At 72.0% G+C, this 21096-nt stretch carries 17 protein-coding genes and 1 pseudogene; 3 read left to right on the top strand and 15 right to left on the bottom strand.

The window, feature by feature from the left end; all coding sequences use genetic code 11:
* Window positions 1–42 precede the first annotated feature (42 nt).
* The 9 genes from mnhG to CIB93_RS23055 form a co-directional block, all read right to left on the bottom strand.
* The gene (gene mnhG, locus CIB93_RS23095) at window positions 43–396 is read right to left on the bottom strand and encodes a monovalent cation/H(+) antiporter subunit G (RefSeq protein WP_096629482.1); all 354 of its coding nucleotides are present in this window, start codon (window positions 394–396) and stop codon (window positions 43–45) included.
* Entirely contained in the window at window positions 393–728 is a 336-nt protein-coding gene (locus CIB93_RS23090) for a monovalent cation/H+ antiporter complex subunit F (RefSeq protein WP_096629481.1), read from the bottom strand. The genes mnhG and CIB93_RS23090 overlap by 4 nt, the downstream gene beginning before the upstream one ends.
* Window positions 725–1354 (bottom strand): Na+/H+ antiporter subunit E, encoded by a 630-nt coding sequence (locus CIB93_RS23085; RefSeq protein ID WP_096629479.1) that lies wholly within the window; start codon window positions 1352–1354, stop codon window positions 725–727. Before CIB93_RS23085 ends, CIB93_RS23090 begins: the two co-directional genes overlap by 4 nt.
* A complete protein-coding gene (locus CIB93_RS23080) occupies window positions 1351–3003 on the bottom strand; it encodes a Na+/H+ antiporter subunit D (protein WP_096629478.1) in 1653 nt (550 codons plus the stop codon). Before CIB93_RS23080 ends, CIB93_RS23085 begins: the two co-directional genes overlap by 4 nt.
* Window positions 3000–3617, bottom strand: coding sequence for a Na(+)/H(+) antiporter subunit C (locus CIB93_RS23075; protein WP_096629476.1), 618 nt, complete (start codon window positions 3615–3617; stop codon window positions 3000–3002). The genes CIB93_RS23080 and CIB93_RS23075 overlap by 4 nt, the downstream gene beginning before the upstream one ends.
* Window positions 3614–6514: a Na+/H+ antiporter subunit A gene (locus CIB93_RS23070; protein WP_096629475.1), complete on the bottom strand. Its 2901-nt coding sequence runs from the start codon at window positions 6512–6514 to the stop codon at window positions 3614–3616. Before CIB93_RS23070 ends, CIB93_RS23075 begins: the two co-directional genes overlap by 4 nt.
* A 111-nt stretch (window positions 6515–6625) precedes the next feature.
* Window positions 6626–7090, bottom strand: a complete 465-nt coding sequence (locus CIB93_RS23065) for a (4Fe-4S)-binding protein (protein WP_096629473.1) — start codon at window positions 7088–7090, stop codon at window positions 6626–6628.
* Window positions 7091–7182: 92 nt separating this feature from the next.
* On the bottom strand, window positions 7183–7584 hold the full coding sequence (locus tag CIB93_RS23060; protein ID WP_096629472.1) for a RidA family protein: 402 nt from the start codon (window positions 7582–7584) through the stop codon (window positions 7183–7185).
* On the bottom strand, window positions 7581–8735 hold the full coding sequence (locus tag CIB93_RS23055; RefSeq protein WP_096629470.1) for an acyl-CoA dehydrogenase family protein: 1155 nt from the start codon (window positions 8733–8735) through the stop codon (window positions 7581–7583). Before CIB93_RS23055 ends, CIB93_RS23060 begins: the two co-directional genes overlap by 4 nt.
* A gap of 158 nt (window positions 8736–8893) precedes the next feature.
* Between CIB93_RS23055 and CIB93_RS23050 the strand changes: the two genes are divergently transcribed.
* Both CIB93_RS23050 and CIB93_RS23045 read left to right on the top strand, forming a co-directional pair.
* Window positions 8894–10555, top strand: coding sequence for an AMP-binding protein (locus tag CIB93_RS23050; RefSeq protein ID WP_096629469.1), 1662 nt, complete (start codon window positions 8894–8896; stop codon window positions 10553–10555).
* Window positions 10556–10620: 65 nt separating this feature from the next.
* Window positions 10621–11442 carry a PaaX family transcriptional regulator C-terminal domain-containing protein gene (locus CIB93_RS23045; protein ID WP_096629467.1) on the top strand — a complete coding sequence of 274 codons (822 nt, stop codon included), beginning with the start codon at window positions 10621–10623 and terminating at the stop codon, window positions 11440–11442.
* Between the two features lie 180 nt (window positions 11443–11622).
* On the opposite strand, the gene CIB93_RS23040 is transcribed toward CIB93_RS23045, so the two are convergent.
* On the bottom strand, window positions 11623–13974 hold the full coding sequence (locus CIB93_RS23040; RefSeq protein WP_373558793.1) for a bifunctional salicylyl-CoA 5-hydroxylase/oxidoreductase: 2352 nt from the start codon (window positions 13972–13974) through the stop codon (window positions 11623–11625).
* Window positions 13959–14786, bottom strand: a complete 828-nt coding sequence (locus tag CIB93_RS23035) for an enoyl-CoA hydratase family protein (RefSeq protein ID WP_096629466.1) — start codon at window positions 14784–14786, stop codon at window positions 13959–13961. The genes CIB93_RS23040 and CIB93_RS23035 overlap by 16 nt, the downstream gene beginning before the upstream one ends.
* A gap of 256 nt (window positions 14787–15042) precedes the next feature.
* On the opposite strand from CIB93_RS23035, the gene CIB93_RS23030 reads away from it, so the two are divergent.
* Window positions 15043–15492: an ATP-binding protein gene (locus CIB93_RS23030; RefSeq protein ID WP_096629464.1), complete on the top strand. Its 450-nt coding sequence runs from the start codon at window positions 15043–15045 to the stop codon at window positions 15490–15492.
* On the opposite strand, the gene CIB93_RS23025 is transcribed toward CIB93_RS23030, so the two are convergent.
* The 4 genes and pseudogenes from CIB93_RS23025 to CIB93_RS23010 form a co-directional block, all read right to left on the bottom strand.
* Window positions 15443–16882: an amino acid permease gene (locus CIB93_RS23025; protein ID WP_096629463.1), complete on the bottom strand. Its 1440-nt coding sequence runs from the start codon at window positions 16880–16882 to the stop codon at window positions 15443–15445. The genes CIB93_RS23030 and CIB93_RS23025 overlap by 50 nt on opposite strands.
* 227 nt (window positions 16883–17109) lie before the next feature.
* Window positions 17110–18114, bottom strand: a complete 1005-nt coding sequence (gene argF, locus CIB93_RS23020) for an ornithine carbamoyltransferase (protein WP_096629461.1) — start codon at window positions 18112–18114, stop codon at window positions 17110–17112.
* 130 nt (window positions 18115–18244) lie between these two features.
* Window positions 18245–19501, bottom strand: coding sequence for an arginine deiminase (locus CIB93_RS23015; protein WP_096629460.1), 1257 nt, complete (start codon window positions 19499–19501; stop codon window positions 18245–18247).
* A 76-nt stretch (window positions 19502–19577) separates the two neighbouring features.
* A pseudogene (locus CIB93_RS23010) lies at window positions 19578–20978 on the bottom strand (polynucleotide kinase-phosphatase); the annotation flags it as partial.
* Window positions 20979–21096 lie beyond the last annotated feature (118 nt).

Genomic DNA, 21096 nt, shown 5'->3' with positions numbered 1-21096 from the left:
CCAGCGTCCGGCATGTGCCCGCATCATTGCATGCGGGCCCGGTCATTTCCCGTCGGTGAGCTGTTCGTCCAGTTCGTCGAAGAGCAGCTCGCTGTGTTCGATCTGGCCGGTGCGGTACGCGGATCGGGCCACCAGGTGCGAGGCGACCGGGCCGGTGAGCATCTGGAAGAAGGCGATCAGGGCGAGGGTGGCGAGGTCCATGCCGCCGCGCAGCCGCAGGGCGACCCCGACCAGCACCAGGATCATGCCGAGGGTCTGGGGTTTGGTCGCCGCGTGGCTGCGGGAGAGGACGTCGGGGAGCCGGATCATGCCGATCACCCCGAGCAGGCAGATCGCGGCGCCGATGAGGAGCACCACGGCGCCTGCCGTGTCGGCGATCTGAAGCCAGGCGCTCACTGCGGGCCCTCCTGGGTGCCGTCGGGGTGCGGCGGGCGGGGCGCGTTCCCGGGCCGGTCGCGTACGGCGATGAAGCGGGCGATGCCCACCGATCCGGTGAACCCGAGGAACGCCAGCACCAGCATGATCGGGAAGTAGAAATGGTCCCGGGCGAAGGCGGACTTGGCGCCCAGCCCGGCGATGATCAGGGCTGCGCAGACGTCCAGCGAGATCGCCCGGTCGAGCATGGAGGGGCCGCGCCAGATCCGGGCCAGCAGCAGGGCCCCGGCGACGACGATCAGCACGACGGCGGTGGTCAGCAGGATCCGGTCGATCTGTTCGGGTGCGCTCATGGTCCGGGCCTCCCGGGGGTGGGCTGGGGCGGTGGCGGGGGTTCGGCGACCCGGGCGATCTCGTCGGGGGTGCCGAAGGCCCGTACGGTCAGTTCCTCCAGGCGCCACACCTTGCGCCGCGCCGCTTCGAGCTCTTCGGGCAGGTCGGCGTCCAGGACGTGCAGGAAGACGGTGGCGGTAGCCCGGCGCACTTCGATGATGGAGCCGCCGGGGACGTTGGAGACGGCGACGGCGGTGGCAGCGAGCATCAGGTCGCTGCGGCAGCGCAGGGGTACGCCGATGACGGCGGCCCGGTGCGGGAGGCCGACGAAGACCTGCCGGGTGACCTTCACGCCGGAGGTGTACATGTCCAGGAGGAGATATCCGGCCAGGCACACGATCCCCCAGAGGTGGAGCCGCAGCCCGAGGTCGACCCGGGGCAGCGGGAAGGCGAGGCAGACGGCGACCGCGACGACCAGGCCGGTCAGCACGTTGGCCCAGGTGAGGGTGGACCAGAGCAGCACCCAGATCACGGTGAGCCAGGCGATCAGCGGCAGGTCCAGTACCCGCTTGCGGCGGTCCCCGAACTCGCAGCTCAGCGGCGGCAGATCGGCGTTGCGGAACGAGAACCGCAGGATGCGTCTCACCGGCTCAGCACCTCCTGGACATAGGGGGTCCGCTGGAGGAGTTCGGCGGCCGTGCGGTCGGTGTAGGCGGTCAGCGGGGCGGCGAGGACCGTGAAGGAGAGGCCGAGCGCGATGGTCGCCGCGGTGGCCGCGGTCATCGGGCGGGGCAGCCGGCTGGTGGTGGTCACGGCCCGGCCGTGCAGCGTCGCGGCGACGGCCTGGCCCGCCGGGCGGTGCGCGGGGGTGACGCCCTCGTCGCCGGTGCCGGGGATGTGGTCGGGGCCCTCGTCGGTGTCCTCGTCGCTGTCGTCGCCGGACTCCAGGACCGTACCGGCGGCGGCCAGGTCGGGCGGGGCGGCCCGCCAGAAGGCCAGGTTCCACACCTTGGCGACCACGTACAGCGTCAGGAGGCTGGTGACCGCGGAGCCGACGACCAGGACCCAGGCCCAGCCGCCGCCGTCGGCCACGCCGGCGCGCATCAGGCCGAGCTTGCCGATGAAGCCGGACAGCGGGGGGATGCCCGCGAGGTTCATCGCGGGTACGAAGAACAGCAGCGCGAGCATCGGGGCGGCCCTGGCCAGTCCGCCGAGCCGGGTCAGCTCGGTGGTGCCGCCGCGGCGTTCGATGAGCCCGGCGACCAGGAACAGGGTCGTCTGGACGGTGATGTGGTGGGCGACGTACACGATGGCTCCGCCGTACGCCTCCCGGGTGGCGAGGCCGATCCCGAACACCATGTAGCCGATGTGGCTGATCAGGGTGAAGGAGAGGAGTCGTTTCAGGTCGGTCTGGGCGACCGCGCCGAGGATGCCGATCACCATGGAGGCCAGCGCGACGGCCATCAGGAGGTCGCCGAGGCGGCTGCCGGGGAAGAGCAGCGTCTCGGTGCGCATCATGCAGTAGACACCGACCTTGGTGAGCAGACCGGCGAAGACGGCGGTGACGGGGGCGGGGGCGGTCGGATAGGAGTCGGGGAGCCACGCGGCGAGCGGGAAGACGGCCGCCTTGATCGCGAAGACGGTCAGCAGCATCGCCTGGATCAGGGTCTGTACCCCGGTGGGGAGTTCGGACAGCCGCACCGCGAGCTGCGCGAAGTTCACGGTTCCGGCGGCCGCGTACGTCATGGCGATGGCGGTGAGGAAGAGCATCGAGGAGAACAGGGAGATGATCACGTACGTGGAGCCCGCCCGCATCCGGGGTCCGGTGCCGCCGAGGGTGAGCAGGACGAAGCTGGCGACGAGCATGATCTCGAAGCCGACGTAGAGGTTGACGAGGTCGCCCGCGAGGAAGGTGCAGGAGACCCCGGCCACGAGGATCAGATACGCGGGGTGGAAGACGGCGAGCGGGGTCTCCTTGTCCCGGTCGGTCATGCCCTGGCCGAGGGAGTAGATGAGCACGCAGAGCGTGACGGCCGAGGAGACGGTGAGCATCAGTCCGGAGAGCCGGTCGGCGACCAGGGTGATGCCGAGCGGCGGGGCGAAGTCGCCGAGGTGGACGGAGAGCGGGCCCCGGTTGTCGGCGGCGATCATCAGGATCGCCGAGAGCGCCGTGACGGCACTGAGCACGGCGACGCTGATGAAGCGCTGGAAGCGTTTGAGGCGGGTACCGAAGGCCAGGCTGAGGCCGGTGGCGCACAGCGGCAGTAGCACCGGCAGCGGGACGAGCGCGTTCATCCGGTGGCTCCTCGGTCGCGGGGGTAGCGGTCGTCGGCCTTGGCGTCCCCGCCGCGTTCGTCGTCCTCGGGGTCGGTGCCCAGCACGTCGTTCCAGAGGTCGCCGGAGGCGTCGCGGCCGCGCGCCTGGCGGGCGCGGTCGGCGCGCAGCCGGTCGCGGAGTCTGCGGCGCTCCTCGCGGTAGCGTTCGCGTTCCTCCGCGGTGGGCTCGGCCCCCGAACGGAACTGCTCGCGCAGCTGGTTGCGCTCCCCCATCACCTCGGCGCGCAGCACGATACGCCGGTCCTCCAGGTCGTCGTGGACCTCGTCGGTCCCGGTGAGCTGGTGGCTGCGGTAGGCCATGGCCAGCAGGAACGCGGTGGTGGCCAGAGTGATGACGATGGCGGTGAGGGCGATGGCCTGGGGCAGTGGGTCGGTGATCCGGTTGAAGGCGACCCCGTACAGCAGGGGAGCGGCGCCCGCCCGACCGGTCGAGGAGAGCACGAGCAGGTTGATGCCGTTGCTCACGACGACGGCGCCGAGCAGGATGCGGGTCAGCGGGCGGGTGAGCATGAGGATGCCGCCGACGGCGCAGAGTACGACGGCGGTGGCGAGGAGCGAGGCGCTGACGATCATCGCGGGGGGCCTCCCTCGGGGGCGCTCTCGGGGGTGAGGACGCCTGCCGCGCGTTCGATCTGCCGGTCGACCTTGGCGCCGAGGGCCCGCACGATGTCCAGGACCACGCCGAGGACCAGCAGGTAGACGCCGAAGTCGAAGAGGACCGAGGTACTCAGGTGGTAGTCGCCGAAGACCGGCAGGTGCCCGTAGTAGGTGAAGGCGTGCAGGACGGTGCCTTCCGAGAGTCCGAGGAGAGCCACCCCGGTGGAGATGAAGAGACCGAGGCCGGTGAAGAGGCCGGGTTGCAGGGGGGCCGCCTCGGCGAGTTCGAAGCGGCCACCCGCCAGATAGCGGGTGATCAGGCCGACCCCGGCGACGAGTCCGGCGACGAAGCCGCCGCCGGGCAGGCTCTCGGCGCAGAACAGCAGGTAGACGGAGAGCACCAGGATCGGGTGGAACAGCAGCCGGGCCACCACTTCGAAGACGATCGAGCGGTGTTCGGGGGCGAGGGTGGACCCGGCGGCGAGCCAGCTGCGCTCGGGGGCCGCGTCGTCGCCCCGCGGCAGCCGGGAGGAGTGGTGGGCGGACAGGGACCAGGCGGTGCGGCCCCGCAACTCCTCCTGGGCCATGGTGCCCTCGCTGCGGCGGTGCAGGTAGATGAGGCTGGTGACACCGATCGCGGCGGCGGCGAGCACGGCGGACTCCCCCATGGTGTCCCAGGCCCGCAGGTCGACGAGGATGGTGGCGACGACGTCCTTGAGCCCGTGGTCGGCGACCTCCTGGACCATGGCGGAGCCGGCCGGTTCGGCGGTGCGGGCGGCGGCGGCGACCCACATCCCGACGCCGACGGTGGCGGCCGCGGCGAGGGCCACCGGGATGCGGGAGGCCCGCCGCCAGGTGCTCACGGACTCCTGGAAGTGGACCGGCATCCGGCGCAGCACCAGCACGAAGACGATCATCGCGACCGTCTCGACGCAGAACTGGGTCAGCGCCAGGTCCGGCGCCCCCTGGACGACGAAGAGCAGAGCGGTGCCGTAGCCGGTCAGGCCCGCCAGGACCACGGCCTTCATGCGCCGCCGCACGGTCAGGCAGAGCAGGGCGGCGGCGCAGGTCAGGGCGGCGACGGCGCCCTGGATCGGGGAGTCCCAGACCCGGGGGCGCACGGCGCCCTGCCAAGGGGTGTCGACGATGAGGACGGCGAGCTGTCCGGCGAGCATGACCAGCAGGGTGGTGGCGAGGTACACGGAGAGCGAGCCGCGCTGGATGAAGCCGGTGACCTGGAGGGCGAGACGTTCCTGCCCGAGCAGCAGATGGCCGAAGACGCTGTCGGCGGTGGGCCAGGCGATCCGCCGGGAGAGCCGGGTGACGGTGGTGCGGCCGAGGAAGAGCAGGGTGCCCGCGGCCCAGGCGGCGGCCGACAGCAGCAGGGCGAGGCCGAACCCGTGCCAGAGGGCGAGGTGGTACGGCTCCGGGTCGGCCGTCAACGTATCGGCGTACGCGCCCAGCAGCCGGTCGGTCCAGCCGACGCCGGGGCCGAGGGCCAGGCCGAGGACGGCGAGCAGGGCGGGCGGGGCGAGGAAGGCCGGGCCCACGCCGTGCACGGGGGTGTCGGGAACCCCGGGCTTGCGGGCGAAGGCTCCCCAGACGAACCGCAGGGTGTACGCGGTGGTCAGCGCGGAGCCCGCGACGACGACGGCCAGCGCCCACCGGTCGGCGGTGGAACCGTGCAGCAGCGCCTCGAACGCGGCCTCCTTCGCGGCGAAGCCGAGGAGCGGCGGCAGGGCGGCCATGGAGGCGGCGGACAGCACAGCGACCCCGGCGACGTACGGCAGGGAGCGCCCGACTCCGGAGAGTTTCCGCAGGTCACGGGTGCCGGCGGCGTGGTCGATGATGCCGGTGACGAGGAAGAGCGGGGCCTTGAAGAGGGCGTGTCCGAGGATCATCGCGACGGCGGCGAGCGCGGCGTTGCGGTTACCGGTCCCGGCCAGCAGGGTGAGGAAGCCGAGCTGGCTGACGGTTCCGTAGGCGAGGACCAGTTTGAGGTCGTTCAGGCGCAGCGCCCGCCAGCCGCCGAGCAGCATGGTCGCGCCGCCGAGCACGATGACGACGGGTTTCCAGACGGGGACGTCGGCGAAGGCGGGGGCGAGCCGGGCGACCAGGTAGACCCCGGCCTTGACCATCGCCGCGGCGTGCAGATAGGCGCTGACCGGGGTCGGGGCGGCCATGGCGTTCGGCAGCCACATGGAGAACGGCCAGATCGCGGACTTGGACAGGGCCCCGCACAGGACCAGGACGATGGCGATGGACACGGCGAGCGTCGTCTCGGGCGGATCGGAGACGATCTCGGAGATGCGGTACGTACCGGCGGCCTGACCGAGGATCAGGAAGCCGACGAGCATGGCGAGCCCGCCGAACGTGGTGACCACGAGCGCCTGGAGGGCGGAGCGGCGGCTGTGCCGGTGTTCGCTGCCGTGCCCGATCAGCAGGTAGGAGAAGACCGTCGTCAGCTCCCAGAACACGTACAGCGTGATCAGGTCGTCGGCGAGGACGAGGGCGAGCATCGCGCCCGCGAAGGCGAGCAGGTTCCCGGCGAAGCGGCCCAGTCGGGGGGTGTCGTCGGTGAAGTAGGAGGCGCAGTAGAGCAGGACGAGCGCGCCGATCCCGGCGGCGAGCAGCACCATCAGCTCGGCCAGCGCGTCCAGGCGCAGCGCGAGGGAGACGCCGTAGTCCGGGATCCACTGCCAGGACCAGGTGACCGCGCCCCCGGAGGCGGCGGTGCTCCAGCGGGTGAAGGCCCACACGGTGGCGGCCGCCGGAGGCAGGGCGAGCACGACGAAGGCCCACCGGCCGATCCGGTGCACCAGCGGGCCCGCGCAGGCCGCCAGCGCGAAGTGGGCGACGATGAGCGCGATCACAACGGGGGGTCCGGAACGGGCGGCGGAACATCCGGAATAAAGGGCACTAAATACAGATATATCCCGAAGACCGATTCACCCGACCGGCGCGCCGCACACGCGGGAGTCGTCTCAGCCGTGTCCGGCGCAGGGTCCGCTGTGGTCGCAGTACGGGGTGTTCCCGGTGGCGCCGCAGCCGCAGAGCATCACCCGGGTCTCGTGGTGCGGACCGTACGGGGTGGCGACTTCGAGGTCTCCGCGCAGGTGCAGCACTCCGTCGGCGTGGAGCGATACGTGGGTGGGGACGTCGGGGACCTCGTCGGGCATGCCGTCGGTGCGGTGGTACTGGAGGGCCCCGCTCGGGCAGCGCTGGATGACGTCGGCGACCTCGTCGGCGGGGGCGTTGTCGGGGAGGATCCAGGGCCTGCGGCCGACCTCGAAGACGGCGGGCAGCCCGCGCACGCACTCGGCGGCGTGCAGGCAGCGGCGCGCGTCGAAGCCGACGACGATGCCCTCGCCGTCGTAGGACCGGGCGGCGGGGCGCGGGGGCGGGGTCGACCGACTGGGCACCGCTGACTCTCCTGGGCGGCTCGGCATCCTGACCTCCCAAGCCTCGCGCCGGTGCCCCCGGGCCGCGACTCGGGGGCACCCGGCGCACGAGAGGATCGGCGCTCGGCGCGCGAGGGCGCTCACGGCAGGACCGCGACCCCGTCGATCTCGACCATCGCCTGCTCGTCCCAGAGCCGGGCCACGCCGATGACGGCCATCGCCGGGTAGTCGCGCCCCGCGAGCCGGCGCCAGATCCGGCCCAGCTCGGGGGCGTGGGACCGGTAGTCGGCGATGTCGGTGGCGTAGACGGTGACCCGGGCCAGATCGGCGGGGGCGCCGCCGGCCGCGTGGAGGGCGGTGAGCAGATTGCCCAGGGCGGTGGCGAACTGGTCCGGCAGGGTGGCTCCGACGACCTTGCCGTCCGGGTCGAGCGCGGTCTGCCCCGCGAGGAAGACCAGTTGGCCGCCGGTGGCGACGACGGCGTGCGAGAAGCCGGTGGGCGGGGAGAGTTCGGCCGGGTTGATCCGGTGGGACGGACTCATACGGACGGCTCCTGGTTCGGGGAGACGGCTTGCTGTGCCGCTGTCGCGTACAGCTCCTTGGCGATGATGGCGCGCTGCACCTCGCTGGCGCCCTCGTAGATCCGGGGCGCCCGGACCTCGCGGTAGAGGTGTTCGAGCAGATGGCCGCGGCGCAGGGCGCGGGCGCCGTGCAGCTGGACGGCGGTGTCGACGACGTACTGCGCGGTCTCCGTGGCGTACAGCTTGGCCATGGCCGCGCGGCGTGGGACCCCGCTCTCCCCCGCGTCGTAGGCGGCCGCCGCCGCGTACACGAGGAGGCGGGCGGCCTCGGTGCGGGTGGCCATCTCGGCGACCTGGTGCGAGACGGCCTGGAGGTCGCTCAGGGGGCCGCCGAACGCGGTGCGGTGGGCGGTGTGCTCCAGGGTCGCGTCGAGGGCGGCGCGGGCCATGCCCACGGCGAAGGCGCCGACGCTGGGGCGGAAGAGGTTGAGGGTGTTCATGGCGACCCGGAAGCCCCGGTCGGGTTCGCCGAGGACGTCGTCGGCGGTGACCGGTACGCCGTCGAACTCCAGGGTGCCGATGGGGTGCGGGGAGAGCATGTCGAGGGCGGAGCCGGTGAGTCCTGGGCGGTCGGAGGGGACCAGGAACGCCGTGATGCCCCGGGAGCCCGCGCCGGGGGTCGTCCGGGCGAAGACCACGGCGAAATCGGCCTCCGGGGCGTTGGAGATCCAGCACTTCTCTCCGGTGAGCCGCCAGCCGCCGGGGGCGGGATCGGCGGCCAGGCTCAGCGCCGCCGCGTCGGACCCGGCGCCCGGCTCGCTCAGCGCGAACGCGGCGACGGCGCGTCCGGCCCGGACCTCGGGGAGCCAGGCCTCGCGGTGGGCGGCAGTGCCCGCCTGGACGATCGGGGTGGCGCCGAGCCCCTGGAGGGCGAGGGCGGTCTCGGCCTCGGTGCAGCCCCGGGCCAGGGACTCGCGCAGCAGGCACAGGTCGAGCGCCCCGGATCCGAACATCCGGCCGAGCAGCCCCAGCTCGCCGAGCGCCGCCAGCAGCGGCCGGTTGACGCGCCCGGGCTCGCCCTTCTCCGCCAGCGGGCGCAACTCCAGTTCGGCGAGGGTGCGCAGCTCTTCGCACCATGCGGTTTGTTCGGGTTCGAGGGAGAATGCCGTCATGGCGGCGCCTCTCTTGTCGCGTCTGCCTTGTCTCGTCCCTGCACTTTTCGCGTCACTGCCTTGTCGCGTCACACCTTGCCGCGTCGCGCCCTATCGCGGACCGTTGACTACCGTCACCCAAACGATACGCTCCAGAGGCGACAAGGGGGCGATCCTTCATGGAGCCGAATTCCTCGCCGAACACGCCCACAGCCGCCGAAGGCGCGTCCGTACGCGTCGCCGGTGCGCATACCGACACGTTCACACGCGACCATCTGCCGCCGCCCGAGCAGTGGCCGAAGCTGCTCCTGGACGACCCCCGGCTGCGTTACCCCGAACGGCTGAACTGCGGGAACGAGCTGCTGGACCGCACCGTGGCGGAACGGGGAGCGAACCGCCCCGCGCTGCGCTCGGGTGACGGGAGCGTCTGGAGCTACGGCGAGCTGCGGGAGACGGTGGACCGCATCGCGCATGTGCTGACCGAGGACCTGGGGATCGCGCCGGGCAACCGGGTACTGCTGCGCGGGCCCACCACACCCTGGCTGGCCGCCTGCTGGCTCGCCGTCATGAAGGCGGGCGCCGTCGCCGTCACCGTACTGGCGCAGGCCCGGGCAACGGAGCTGGCCACCGTCTGCTCGCTGGCCCGTACCGGTCACGCGCTGTGCGACGCCCGGGCGGAGAAGGACCTGATCGAGGCGGGCGTCGACGGGCTGCGGATCACCCTGTTCGGCGGGGACGCGCCCGACGACCTGACCCGGCTGGCGGCCGCGCACTCCGGCTCCGGCCCTTACCGGGCGGTGGACACGGCGGCCGACGAGGTGGCACTGATCGCGTTCACCTCGGGGACGACCGGCCGCCCCAAGGGCTGTATGCATCTGCACCGGGACGTGCTGGCCATCGCCGACACCTTCTCCCGCGAGGTGCTGCGCCCGCGGCCCGACGACGTGTTCGCGGGCAGCCCGCCGCTGGGCTTCACCTTCGGCCTGGGCGGGCTGCTGGTCTTCCCGCTGCGGGCCGGGGCGTCCACGCTGCTCCTGGAGCAGGCGGGGCCGCGGCAACTGCTGCCCGCGCTGGCGCGGCACCGGGTGTCGGTCCTGTTCACCGCGCCGACCGCCTACCGCACGATGCTCGGCCAGCTGGACGGCCACGACCTCTCGGCGCTGCGGCGCTGCGTCTCGGCCGGGGAGAACCTGCCCGCGGCGACCTGGCAGGCCTGGTACGAGGCGACCGGGCTGCGCATCATCAACGGCATCGGGGCCACCGAGCTGCTGCACATCTTCATCTCGGCCGCCGACGACGCCATCCGCCCCGGCACCGTCGGCGTCCCCGTGCCGGGCTGGCAGGCCCGGGTGGTGGACGAGCACGGCGAGGAGCTGCCCGACGGCGAGGCGGGGCTGCTCGCCGTGCGCGGCCCGGTCGGCTGCCGCTACCTCACCGACCCGCGCCAGGCGGAGTACGTCCGGCACGGCTGGAACCTGACCGGTGACACGTTCGTCCGCGAACCGGACGGCTACTTCCGTTACGTGGCCCGCGCCGACGACATGATCATCTCCTCCGGGTACAACATCGCGGGCCCCGAGGTGGAGGACGCCCTGCTGCGCCATCCGGCGGTCGCTGAGGCCGCCGTGGTGGGCCGGGCGGACGAACTGCGCGGCGAGATCGTGGTGGCGCACGTGGTGCTGGCGGAGGGCTCGGAACAGACGGCGGACTCGCTGCGCGCCCATATGAAGGCCAACCTGGCCCCGCACAAATGCCCGCGCGTCTTCGTCTTCCACACCGCCCTCCCGCGCACCGCGACCGGCAAGCTCCAGCGGTTCCTGCTCCGGGAAGACACGGCATAGGGCCTTCCGTTCGGAGCATCCCGGGCCCGCGGGCTGACCCGAACGACAGGCCCTAGAGTGATCAGGTGGCCGAGCTGCGCACCCCCCGTTCCCTGATCGTCACGCTGTACGGCGCCTACGGTCGTCCCTCCGACGACGCCCCGTTCGCGGTGGCCGAGCTGATCCGTCTGCTGCACGCCGTGGGCGTCGACGCCCCCTCCGTACGTTCCTGCGTCTCTCGGCTGAAGCGGCGCGGGCTGCTGGTCGCGGCCCGCGCGGCGGACGGCTCGGCGGGCTACGCCCTGTCACCGGACGCCCGCCAGCTGCTGGACGACGGCGACCGCCGCATCTACCGGCACCCCGCGCCCCGGCTCGCCGACGGCTGGGTCCTCGCAGTGTTCTCGGTGCCCGAGGCGGAACGCAGCAAGCGGCATGTGCTGCGCTCGCGGCTGGCGCGGCTGGGCTTCGGCACAGCGGCGCCCGGCGTGTGGATCGCCCCCGCCGGCCTCTACGAGGAGACGCGCCACACACTGGAGCGCCTCGAACTGGCCCCGTACGTCGACCTGTTCCGCGGCCACCACCTCGGCTTCACGCCGACCCGCGAGTCGGTGGCCCGCTGGTGGGACCTGGATGCGGTGGCCCGCCTCCACCACGACTTCCTGGAACTGCACGAACCGGTCCTGCGGGACTGGGAGTCGAGCGCACCCCCCGACACCGCACCCCGCCCCCAGGCCGCCTACCGGGACTACATCCTGGCCCTGGACTCCTGGCGCCAACTCCCCTACGCCGACCCGGGCCTCCCCCCGGAACTCCTCCCGGACCACTGGCCGGGCGCGCGCTCGGCAGAGGTGTTCGGCCGCCTGCACGACCGCTTGCGGGACGCCGGGGAGCGCTTCGTCCGGGAGTGAGGCCTGCCGGCCGAAATCCGGGTGCTCCGGTCCCGGCCCGACGGGCAGGATGAGGCGTGGACCACCCGGGAGTACGCGGAGGAGCGGGCCGCCCCGCTCGGCGCCCTGGCCGTGCGGTACCGGCAGGGGCACTGGGGCGGTGTGCCCCACCCGTCCCGTGCCGCTGCCACGAGTGCCTGGTCATCCCAGGGTGAGCCGGGGTTTCGGGGCGTCCGTGCGGCCGGTGGGCGGGGTGCGGCTGCCCGCGCCGTACGGGAGGGGCCAGGGCGCGCCCGGTCCGGTGTAGCCCTGTTCGGCCGCCGCGTGGAGGGTCCAGTGCGGGTCGTAGAGGTGGGGGCGGGCCAGGGCGCAGAGGTCGGCGCGGCCCGCCAGGAGCAGGGAGTTGACGTCGTCCCAGGAGGAGATGGCGCCGACCGCGATGACCGGGATGCCGACGGTGTTGCTGATCCGGTCGGCGTACGGGGTCTGGTACGAGCGGCCGAATTCGGGGCGCTCGTCGGGGACGACCTGGCCGGTGGAGACGTCGATGGCGTCGGCCCCGTGGGCGGCGAAGGCGCGGGCGATCTCCACGGCGTCCTCCGCTTCCGTGCCGCCCTCGGCCCAGTCGGTGGCGGAGATCCGGACGGTCATCGGCCGGTCCTCCGGCCAGACTTCGCGGATCGCGTCGAAGACTTCCAGGGGGTAGCGGAGGCGGTTCTCCAACGGGCCGCCGTAGGCGTCGGCGCGGTGGTTGGTGAGTGGGGAGAGGAATCCGGAGAGCAAGTAGCCGTGCGCGCAGTGGAGTTCGAGGAGGTCGAAACCGGCGGTGGCCGCGCGGCGCGCCGCCTGCGTGAACTGCTCGCGTACGGAGGCCAGTCCGGCGCTGTCCAGCTCCCGCGGAACCTGGTTGACGCCCGGTCGGTACGGGAGCGGGGAGGCCGCCGACAGGGGCCAGTTGCCGTGCTCCAGCGGCTGGTCGATGCCCTCCCACATCAGCTTCGTGGAGCCCTTGCGGCCGGAGTGGCCGAGCTGGACGCCGATGGCCGCGCCGGGGGCGGAGGTGTGGACGAAGTCGGTGATCCGCCGCCAGGCGGTGGCCTGTTCGTCGGTCCACAGGCCCGCACAGCCGGGGGTGATCCGCCCCTCGGGGCTGACGCAGACCATCTCGGTCATGGTCAGTCCGGCCCCGCCGAGCGTTCGGGCACCGAGGTGGACGAGGTGGAAGTCACCGGGGAGCCCGTCGGTGGCCGAGTACATGTCCATCGGTGAGACGACGACGCGGTTGCGCAGTTCGAGGCCGCGCAGCCTGAGGGGGGTGAACATCGGCGGGGTGCCGGGCGGGCAGCCGAACTCCTCCTCGACGACGGCGGTGAAGGAGGCGTCGCGCAGGCGCAGGTTGTCGTGGGTGACCCGGCGGCTGCGGGTGAGGAGGTTGAACGCGAAGCGGCGGGGCGGCTGGTCGACGTAGGTGGCCAGCTCCTCGAACCAGCGCAGGCTGGCCGCGGCGGCCCGCTGGGTGGAGGCGACGACCGGGCGGCGCTCGGTCTCGTACGCCGTCAGCGCGGAGGGCAGGTCCGGCTGTTCCTCGATGCAGGCGACCAGCGCGAGGGCGTCCTCGACGGCGAGTTTGGTTCCGGAGCCGATGGAGAAGTGCGCGGTGTGGGCGGCGTCCCCGATGAGCACCGTGTTCCCGTGCGACCAGCGCGAGTTGGCGACCGTACGGAAGGTGAGCCAGCTGGACCTGTTGCCGCGCAGGGGCCTGCCGTCCAGTGCATCGGTGAAGAACTTGGCGCAGCGGTTGGTGGATTCGTCCGGGTCGCAGGTGTCGAGTCCGGCGGCGCGCCACACCTCCTCGCGCATCTCGACGATGACGGTGGAGGCGTCTGCGGCGTAGGGGTATCCGTGCAACTGCATGACCCCGTACGGGGTTTCGGCGACCTCGAAGCGGAAGGCGTCGAGCGCGAAGTCGGCGGCGAGCCAGATGTAGCGGTTGCGGTGCTCGGTGAGGGACGGGCCGAAGGCTTCGGGGTGCGCCTCGCGGGTGGCGCTGTGCACTCCGTCGGCGGCGATCACCAGGTCGTGGTGGACGGCCAGTTCGGCGGCGGGCGGGGCCTCGGTGCGGAAGCGGAGTTCGACGCCCAGGGCGGCGCAGCGCTCGTGCAGGATCTCCAGGAGCCGGCGGCGGCCGAGGGCGGCGAAGCCGTGGCCGCCGGAGGTGTGGGTGCGGCCGCGGTGGACGATGTCGATGGTGTCCCAGCGGACGAACTCGCGGCTCAGCGCCCGGTAGGCTTCGGGGTCGGCGTGCTCGATGCCGCCGAGCGTCTCGTCGGAGAGCACGACGCCGAAGCCGAAGGTGTCGTCGGGGGCGTTGCGCTCGTACACGGTGATCTCACGGGCCGGGCCGAGCCGCTTGAGGAGGGCCGCGGCGTAGAGTCCGCCGGGGCCGCCGCCGATGACCGCGATCCGCCGCGGGGGCGAGCCATGGCCGGAGGCCGTCGCGACCGGGCGCCGGGCGCCTTCGGGGGCGTCCGCCACGGCTACTTCCCCTGCCACTTCGGGGGCCGCTTCTCGGTGAAGGCCGCGTGGAATTCCGCGTAGTCCTCGCCGTGCATCAGCAGCGCCTGGGTGTTGGCGTCCAGCTCGACGGAGGCGGCCAGCGGCATGTCCAGTTCCGCGGTGAGCAGCGCCTTGGTCTGGGCGAGGGCCAGGGCGGGGCCGTCGGCGAGGCGGCGGGCCAGCTCGGCGGCGCGCTCGTCGGCCTTCCCCTCTTCCGCCAGTTCGCTGATCAGCCCGATCCGCTCCGCCTCCGGGGCGCGGACGGTGTCGCCGAGCATCAGCAGCCGGGTCGCGTGGCCGAGGCCGACGACCCGGGGCAGCAGATAGGCCGCGCCCATGTCGCCGCCGGAGAGGCCGACCCGGGTGAACAGGAAGGCGAACCGGGCCGACGGGTCTGCCACCCGGAAGTCGGCGGCGAGCGCCAGTACGGCTCCGGCGCCCGCCGCGACCCCGTGGACGGCGGCGATGACCGGGAAGGGGCACTCCCGCAGGGCCCGGACGACCTGCCCGGTCATCCGGTTGAAGTCCAGGAGCTGCGCCGCGTCCATCGTCAGGGTGGCGCCGATGATCTCGTCGACGTCCCCGCCGGAGCAGAAGCCACGCCCCTCGCCCGCGAGGACGAGGGCGCGCACCGAGCGTTCCCGGGAGAGTTCGGCGAGGAGGTCGCGCAGATCCGCGTACGCGCCGAAGGTGAGCGCGTTGAGTTTCTCGGGGCGGGCGAATGTGACGGTGGCCACACCGTCGTCCCGGGTCAGCCGGAGGTGACGCCACTCCTCGGCGTTCGGGGCCGAGCTGGGAAACGGGCTCATGGAGGGGTCCCCTTCAGCGATCGAGCGGCTGCCGGTCGTGCACGGGTCGCGTTCCGCCTCCGAAGTTATCACTCGTACGTGACCTCCGTCACGAGGTCGCAATACAGCATCCGTGAGACCGTTGTGGCGAAAGTCCCCCTTTGCTCCGGCCGACCGCCCCTATGGCTGCGCCGGAGCGGTTCGTAAGGTTGAAACCAGGAAGTCTCGACACGAGAACTACGTGAACCCGAGAAGTCGCCCCGAACGGAACCCTGCCGTGCCGCCCGATGTCCCCGTCCCCGCCTCCTGGCGTATCGCCCTGCCGCACTCCACGGCAGCCGTGCCGATCGCCCGCGCTCTCGTCCGCACGGCGCTGTCCGACATCGACGCCCCGGCCGACTGCGACACCGCCGAACTGCTGACCGCCGAGCTGGTGGCCAACGCGGTCGAGCACACGCGGGGCGGCGAACCGATCGAGCTGGTCGTGGAGCTGCTGCCCACCGGCTGCCAGGTCGAGGTGCACGACCGCGACCCCGCTCCGCCGGGCGATCTCTCCCGCCCTGGACCCGGGTACGAGGTCGATCCCTGGCAGGAGCACGGCCGCGGCCTGCTGCTGATCCGGACCCTCAGCTCCGCCTGCGGTCACCGCACCACGGAGCACGGCAAGGCCGTGTGGTTCACGCTTCCGGCGATACCGGCGCAGCCGGGTCCTTCGCCGGGGAGCTGACCAGCCGGGAGCGCTTGCGGCCGTACACGGTGTACAGCAGCGATCCGGCGGCCAGGAAGACCGCGAACTGGACCCAGGTCGTCCAGCCGGTCCCGTACATCAGATACAGGCAGAACACGACGCCCAGCAGCGGGCTCACCGGGTAGAGCGGCACCCGGAAGGTCCGCTTCAGCTCGGGGTGGCGGCGCCGCAGCACCACGACCGCGACATTGACGGCGACCATCGTGGCGAGCGTGCCGATCGTCGTCAGGTTGACGACGACATCGAGCGAGGAGAAGGCGGCGGGGACCGCGAAGACGCAGGCCACGATCCAGGTGTTGGCGACCGGGGTGTGGGTCTTGGGCGAGACCTTCTCGAAGACGCGCGGGATCAGCCCGTCGCGGGACATCGACATCAGGATGCGGGTCTGCCCGTACATCACGGCAAGCACCACCGAGGCGATGGCGACGACCGCGCCGAAGGCGATGATGCCGCCGCCGATCGCGGAGCCGGTGACCTGGTTGACCACGATCGAGAGCGCCGCGGGCTTGTCGGCGACGGCGTCCGAGCCGATCGCGCCGATGGCGGAGAGCGCCACCGCGCAGTAGAGCAGGGTGACGACGCCGATGCAGATCAGGATGGCTATCGGGATGTTCCGCCGCGGGTTCTTGACCTCTTCGCCCGCGGTGGTGATGGCGTCGAAGCCGATGTACGAGAAGAACGCCAGCGAGGCGCCCGCGGTGATCCCGCCGAGCCCGTGGCCCGCGAACGGCATGAGGTTGCCGTCCTTGAACGCGCTGAAGGCCACGGCGCAGAACGCCAGCAGGATGCCGATCTTGAGGACCGCCATGGCGGCGGTCGCGGTCGCGCTCTCCCGGATGCCGCGCACCAGCAGGGTGGCGGCCATGGCGATGACGATGATCGCCGGGAGGTTGATCGCGCCGCCGTCGCCGGGCCCGGAGGACAGGGCCGCGGGCAGTTCCCAGCCGACGATGCTGTTCAGCAGCTCGTTGACGTACTGGCTCCAGCCCACCGCCACGGCCGAGACCGAGACGCCGTACTCCAGCAGGAGGCACCAGCCGACAAGGAAGGCGGTGCGCTCGCCGAGCGCCGCGTAAGCGAAGGAGTACGAGCTTCCGGAGACCGGGATCGCGCTGCCCAGCTCCGCGAAGGAGAGGGCGGTGAAGATGCAGGTGATCGCGGCGAGGACGAACGAGATCACGACGGCGGGCCCGGCCTCGGCGACGCTGTCGGACAGCCCGACGAAGATGCCGGTGCCGACGATGGCGCCGACCCCGAAGCAGACGAGCTGGAAGAGGCCCATCGTCCGCTTGAGGCCGTGGCCCTCCAAATCGCCGCCGGACTCGGCGATGAGCTGTTCGGGACTCTTGCGGCGCAGACCGGGGCTCATACGGACGTTCTCATCTCTGGTGGTGCACGGGGTGGTGCGAGGTGGGGGGACGTTTCCCGTGCGCGTACGAGAGCCCTGGGCCCGGTCCGCACATGGGAAGGGGGTCCGGGCGTGCGAGCCCGAACCCCACCAGAGGCGACATCGTAACCACCGCCGCACATGTTCACCCAATCGGGTGTATGAGCATGCGAACGCCTACCCCGTACCCGTATCCACGCCCGCGCGGGCTACTTCCCGGCCAGCGTCGCCACCAGGACCGCCTTGATCGTGTGCATCCGGTTCTCCGCCTCGTCGAAGACGACCGAGTGCGCGGACTCGAAGACCTCGTCGCTGACCTCCAGCTCGGTCAGCCCGTACGCGGCGTGGATGTCCCGGCCGACCTGGGTGCCGAGATCGTGGAAGGCGGGCAGGCAGTGCAGGAACTTCACGTCGGGGTTGCCGGTGGCGCGCAGGACGTCCATCGTCACGGCGTACGGCGCGAGCGCGGCGATGCGCTCGGCCCACGCCTCCTTGGGCTCCCCCATCGAGACCCAGACGTCGGTGGCGACGAAGTCGGCGCCCCGCACGCCCTGGGCGACATCGTCGGTGAGGGTGATCGTCGCGCCACTGGCCTCGGCGAGCTCGCGGGCCCGCGCCACGACGGACGCGTCCGGCCAATACTCCTCGGGGGCCACGATCCGCAGGTCCAGGCCGAGCAGGGCACCGGTGACCAGGTAGGAGTTGCCCATGTTGAACCGGGCGTCGCCGAGGTAGGCGAGGGTCATCTCCGCGACGGGCCGGTCACTGTGCTCGGTCATCGTGAGGACGTCGCCGAGCATCTGGGTGGGGTGCCAGTCGTCGGTGAGCCCGTTGAAGACCGGGACCCCGCCGTACTCGGCCAGCTCCTCGACGACCCGCTGACTGTCACCTCGGTACTCGATCCCGTCGAACATCCGGCCGAGCACCCGGGCGGTGTCCTTCACGGACTCCTTGTGGCCCATCTGCGAGCCGGCGGGGTCGAGGCAGGTGGTGGAGGCGCCCTGGTCGGCAGCGGCCACCTCGAACGCGCAGCGTGTACGGGTCGACGTCTTCTCGAAGATCAGCGCGATGTTCTTCCCGCGCAGCCGCTGGACCTCGGCCCCGGCCTTCTTGGCGGCCTTGAGCTCGGCGGCCAGCGAGACCAGGCCGAGGAACTCCTCGGAGGTGAAGTCCAGCTCCTTGAGGAAGTGGCGGCCGGTGAGGTCTATGGCCATGATGACTGCTCCTGGTCGGGCGGCTGACGGCTACAGCTGAAACGAGACAACACTGGAAGTCTATACGATCACCCGCATCTCTATTCAGCCCCTTGTGCGAGCGGCTGCGCCCAGTCCCCTGTGCGGGCGCCTACACAGTCCCCTGAGCGGGCCCCCCGACGGGGTCCCGCACCACCGGGCAGCTCATACAGCGCGGCCCGCCCCTGCCCCGGCCCAGCTCGCTCCCCCGGATCTCGATGACCTCGATGCCCTGCTTGCGCAGATAGGTGTTGGTGGTGGCGTTGCGCTCGTACGCGACCACGACGCCCGGCTCGACCGCGAGGACGTTGCAGCCGTCGTCCCACTGCTCGCGCTCCGCCGCGTGCACGTCCTGGGTGGCGGTGAGCACCCGGATGGAGTCGAGCCCGAGGGCGGCGGCGATGGCCTGGTGCATGTGCTCGGGCGGATGGTCGGTGACCTTCAGCTCGCGGGGTCCGCTGCCGGGCTCGATGGTGTACGAGCGGAGCATCCCGAGACCGGCGTACTGGGTGAACGTATCGCCGTCGACCATCGTCATCACCGTGTCCAGGTGCATGAACGCCCGGGTCTTCGGCATGTCGAGCGCCACGATCGTGCGCGCGGAACCGGCGTCGAACAGCCCCCGGGCCAGCATCTCCACCGCCTGCGGGGTGGTGCGCTCGCTCATCCCGATCAGCACCGCCCCCTGCCCGATGACCAGGACGTCACCGCCCTCGATGGTGGAGGGGTAGTCGTCCTGCCCTTCCGACCAGTGGTGGAAGACCCCGGCCTCCGGGCCGGTGAACAGCGGGTGGTGACGGTAGATCGCCTCGAAGTGGACGGTCTCGCGCTGCCGGGCGGGCCAGCGCATCGCGTTGATGGAGACCCCGTCGTAGATCCAGGCGGAGGTGTCGCGGGTGAAGAGGTGGTTGGGCAGCGGGCCCAGCAGGAAGTCGTCCAGGTCCATGACATGGAAGCGGACCGAGGTCGGTTCACTGTGCCGCTCCAGATACTCCCGCTTGGTCATCCCGCCGACCAACGCCTCCGCGAGCTCCGCCGAGGACAACTCCTCGAAGGCCGCCCGCAGATGCTCGGTGGCGAGCGGGCCGTACTCCTTCTCGTCGAAGACCCGGTCCAGCACGAGCCGCCGGGCGACCGGGATGTCGAGCGACTCGCGCAGCAGATCGCCGAAGAAGTGCACCGCGACGCCCCGGTCGCGCAGGACGTCCGCGAACCCGTCGTGCTCCTCCCGCGCGCGGCGCACCCACAGGACGTCGTCGAACAGGAGCGCGTCCTTGTTCCTGGGCGTGAGCCGTTTCAGCTCCAGATCGGGGCGGTGCAGTATGACGCGGCGCAGCCGCCCGGCTTCGGAGTCGACATGGAATCCCATGCCTTCATCCTCACCGGGCGGAGCACCGTTCACCCCGCGAATCGCCCACGGGTTGGCCGGGACCGGCAACCGGAGGTCAGAGCCGGGGGTCCACCGGCTCCGATTCCAGGGCCAGGACGGCGAACACCGCCTCGTGGACCCGCCACAGCGGCTCGCCGTCCGCCAGCCGGTCCAGCGCCTCCAGGCCGAGGGCGTACTCCCGCAGCGCCAGCGAACGCTTGTGGCCGAGGAACCGGGAGCGCAGCCGCTCCAGATTCTCCGGGCGGGTGTACTCGGGGCCGTAGATGATGCGGAGATACTCCCGGCCGCGCACCTTGATGCCCGGCTGGACGAGACGGCCCTTGCCGTCGCGGACGAGCGCGGCCAGCGGCTTGACGACCATGCCCTCGCCGCCGCGCCCGGTCATCTCCAGCCACCAGTCGACGCCCGCGCGCACGGAGGCCTCGTCCCCCGTGTCGACGACGAGCCGCCGGGTGACCTGGAGCAGCCCGGTCGGGTCGTGCTCGACCAGCCGGTCCAGCCAGGCGAGCTGCTCGTCGTGCGGCACGGCGGCCAGGGAGCGGCCCTGGACGGCGAGGATCTGGAACGGGGCCAGACGCACCCCGTCCAGGCCCTCGGTGGGCCAGCAGTAGCGCCGGTACGCCTCGGTGAACGCGGCCGCGTCCCGGGCGCGGGCGCGCTGCTGTCCGGCGAGGCCCGCCACCTCGACGCCCCGGGCGGCCGCCTGCTCCAGGGCGGCGACCGCGGGCGGGAGGACCGCACCGGACGCGGCGCCGACGGCGGCGTACTGCGAGCGCAGAAGGCCCTGGGCCTTCAGCGACCACGGCATCAGCTCGCCGTCCAGGAGCACCCAGTCGGTGTCCCACTCCTCCCAGAGCCCGGCGGCGGTGAGCGCTGTGCGCAAACGGCCCAGGACGCTTTCGGTGAGCGCGGTGTCGTCGAGGAACGGCCGGCCGGTGCGGGTGTAGAGCGCTCCGGTGGGGCCTTCCGTCCCGAACCGTGCGGTCGCGGCCGCCGCGTCCTTGCAGACCAGGGCCACGGCCCGGGACCCCATGTGCTTCTCCTCGCACACGACCCGGCCGACGCCGTCCTTGGCGTACTGCGCGAACGCCTCGGCCGGGTGCTCCAGGAAGCCGTCCTCACGCGAGGTGGCGGTGGGGGCCATGGTGGGCGGGAGGTAGGGGAGCAGCTGCGGGTCGACGGCGAACCGGCTCATGACTTCGAGCGCGGCGGCCGCGTTCTCCTCGCGCACGGCGACGCGGCCCATGTGCCGGGTCTCCACGATCCGGCGGCCCTGTACGTCGCCGAGATCCAGCGGCCTGCCCTCCCGGCCCCCGGGCGCCTCGGTCACCAGTGGCTTGACGGGCTCGTACCAGACCTTCTCGGCCGGTACGTCGACCAGTTCACGTTCCGGCCAGCGCAGCGCGGTCATCTTCCCGCCGAAGACCACACCGGTGTCCAGGCAGATGGTGTTGTTGGTCTGTTAACTGCACCAACTTGGTGATCCGCTCGACTCGGGGGCCGTGACTCGTGAGCATTTGGACGTGCATGAGACTCCTTCGCTTCATCGAGATCTGATTGACGGACGTGCTCGG

This window comes from Streptomyces sp. WZ.A104 (genome assembly GCF_002382885.1).
Taxonomy (GTDB): Bacteria; Actinomycetota; Actinomycetes; order Streptomycetales; family Streptomycetaceae; genus Streptomyces.
This window is presented reverse-complemented; position numbering and strand designations above follow the sequence as displayed.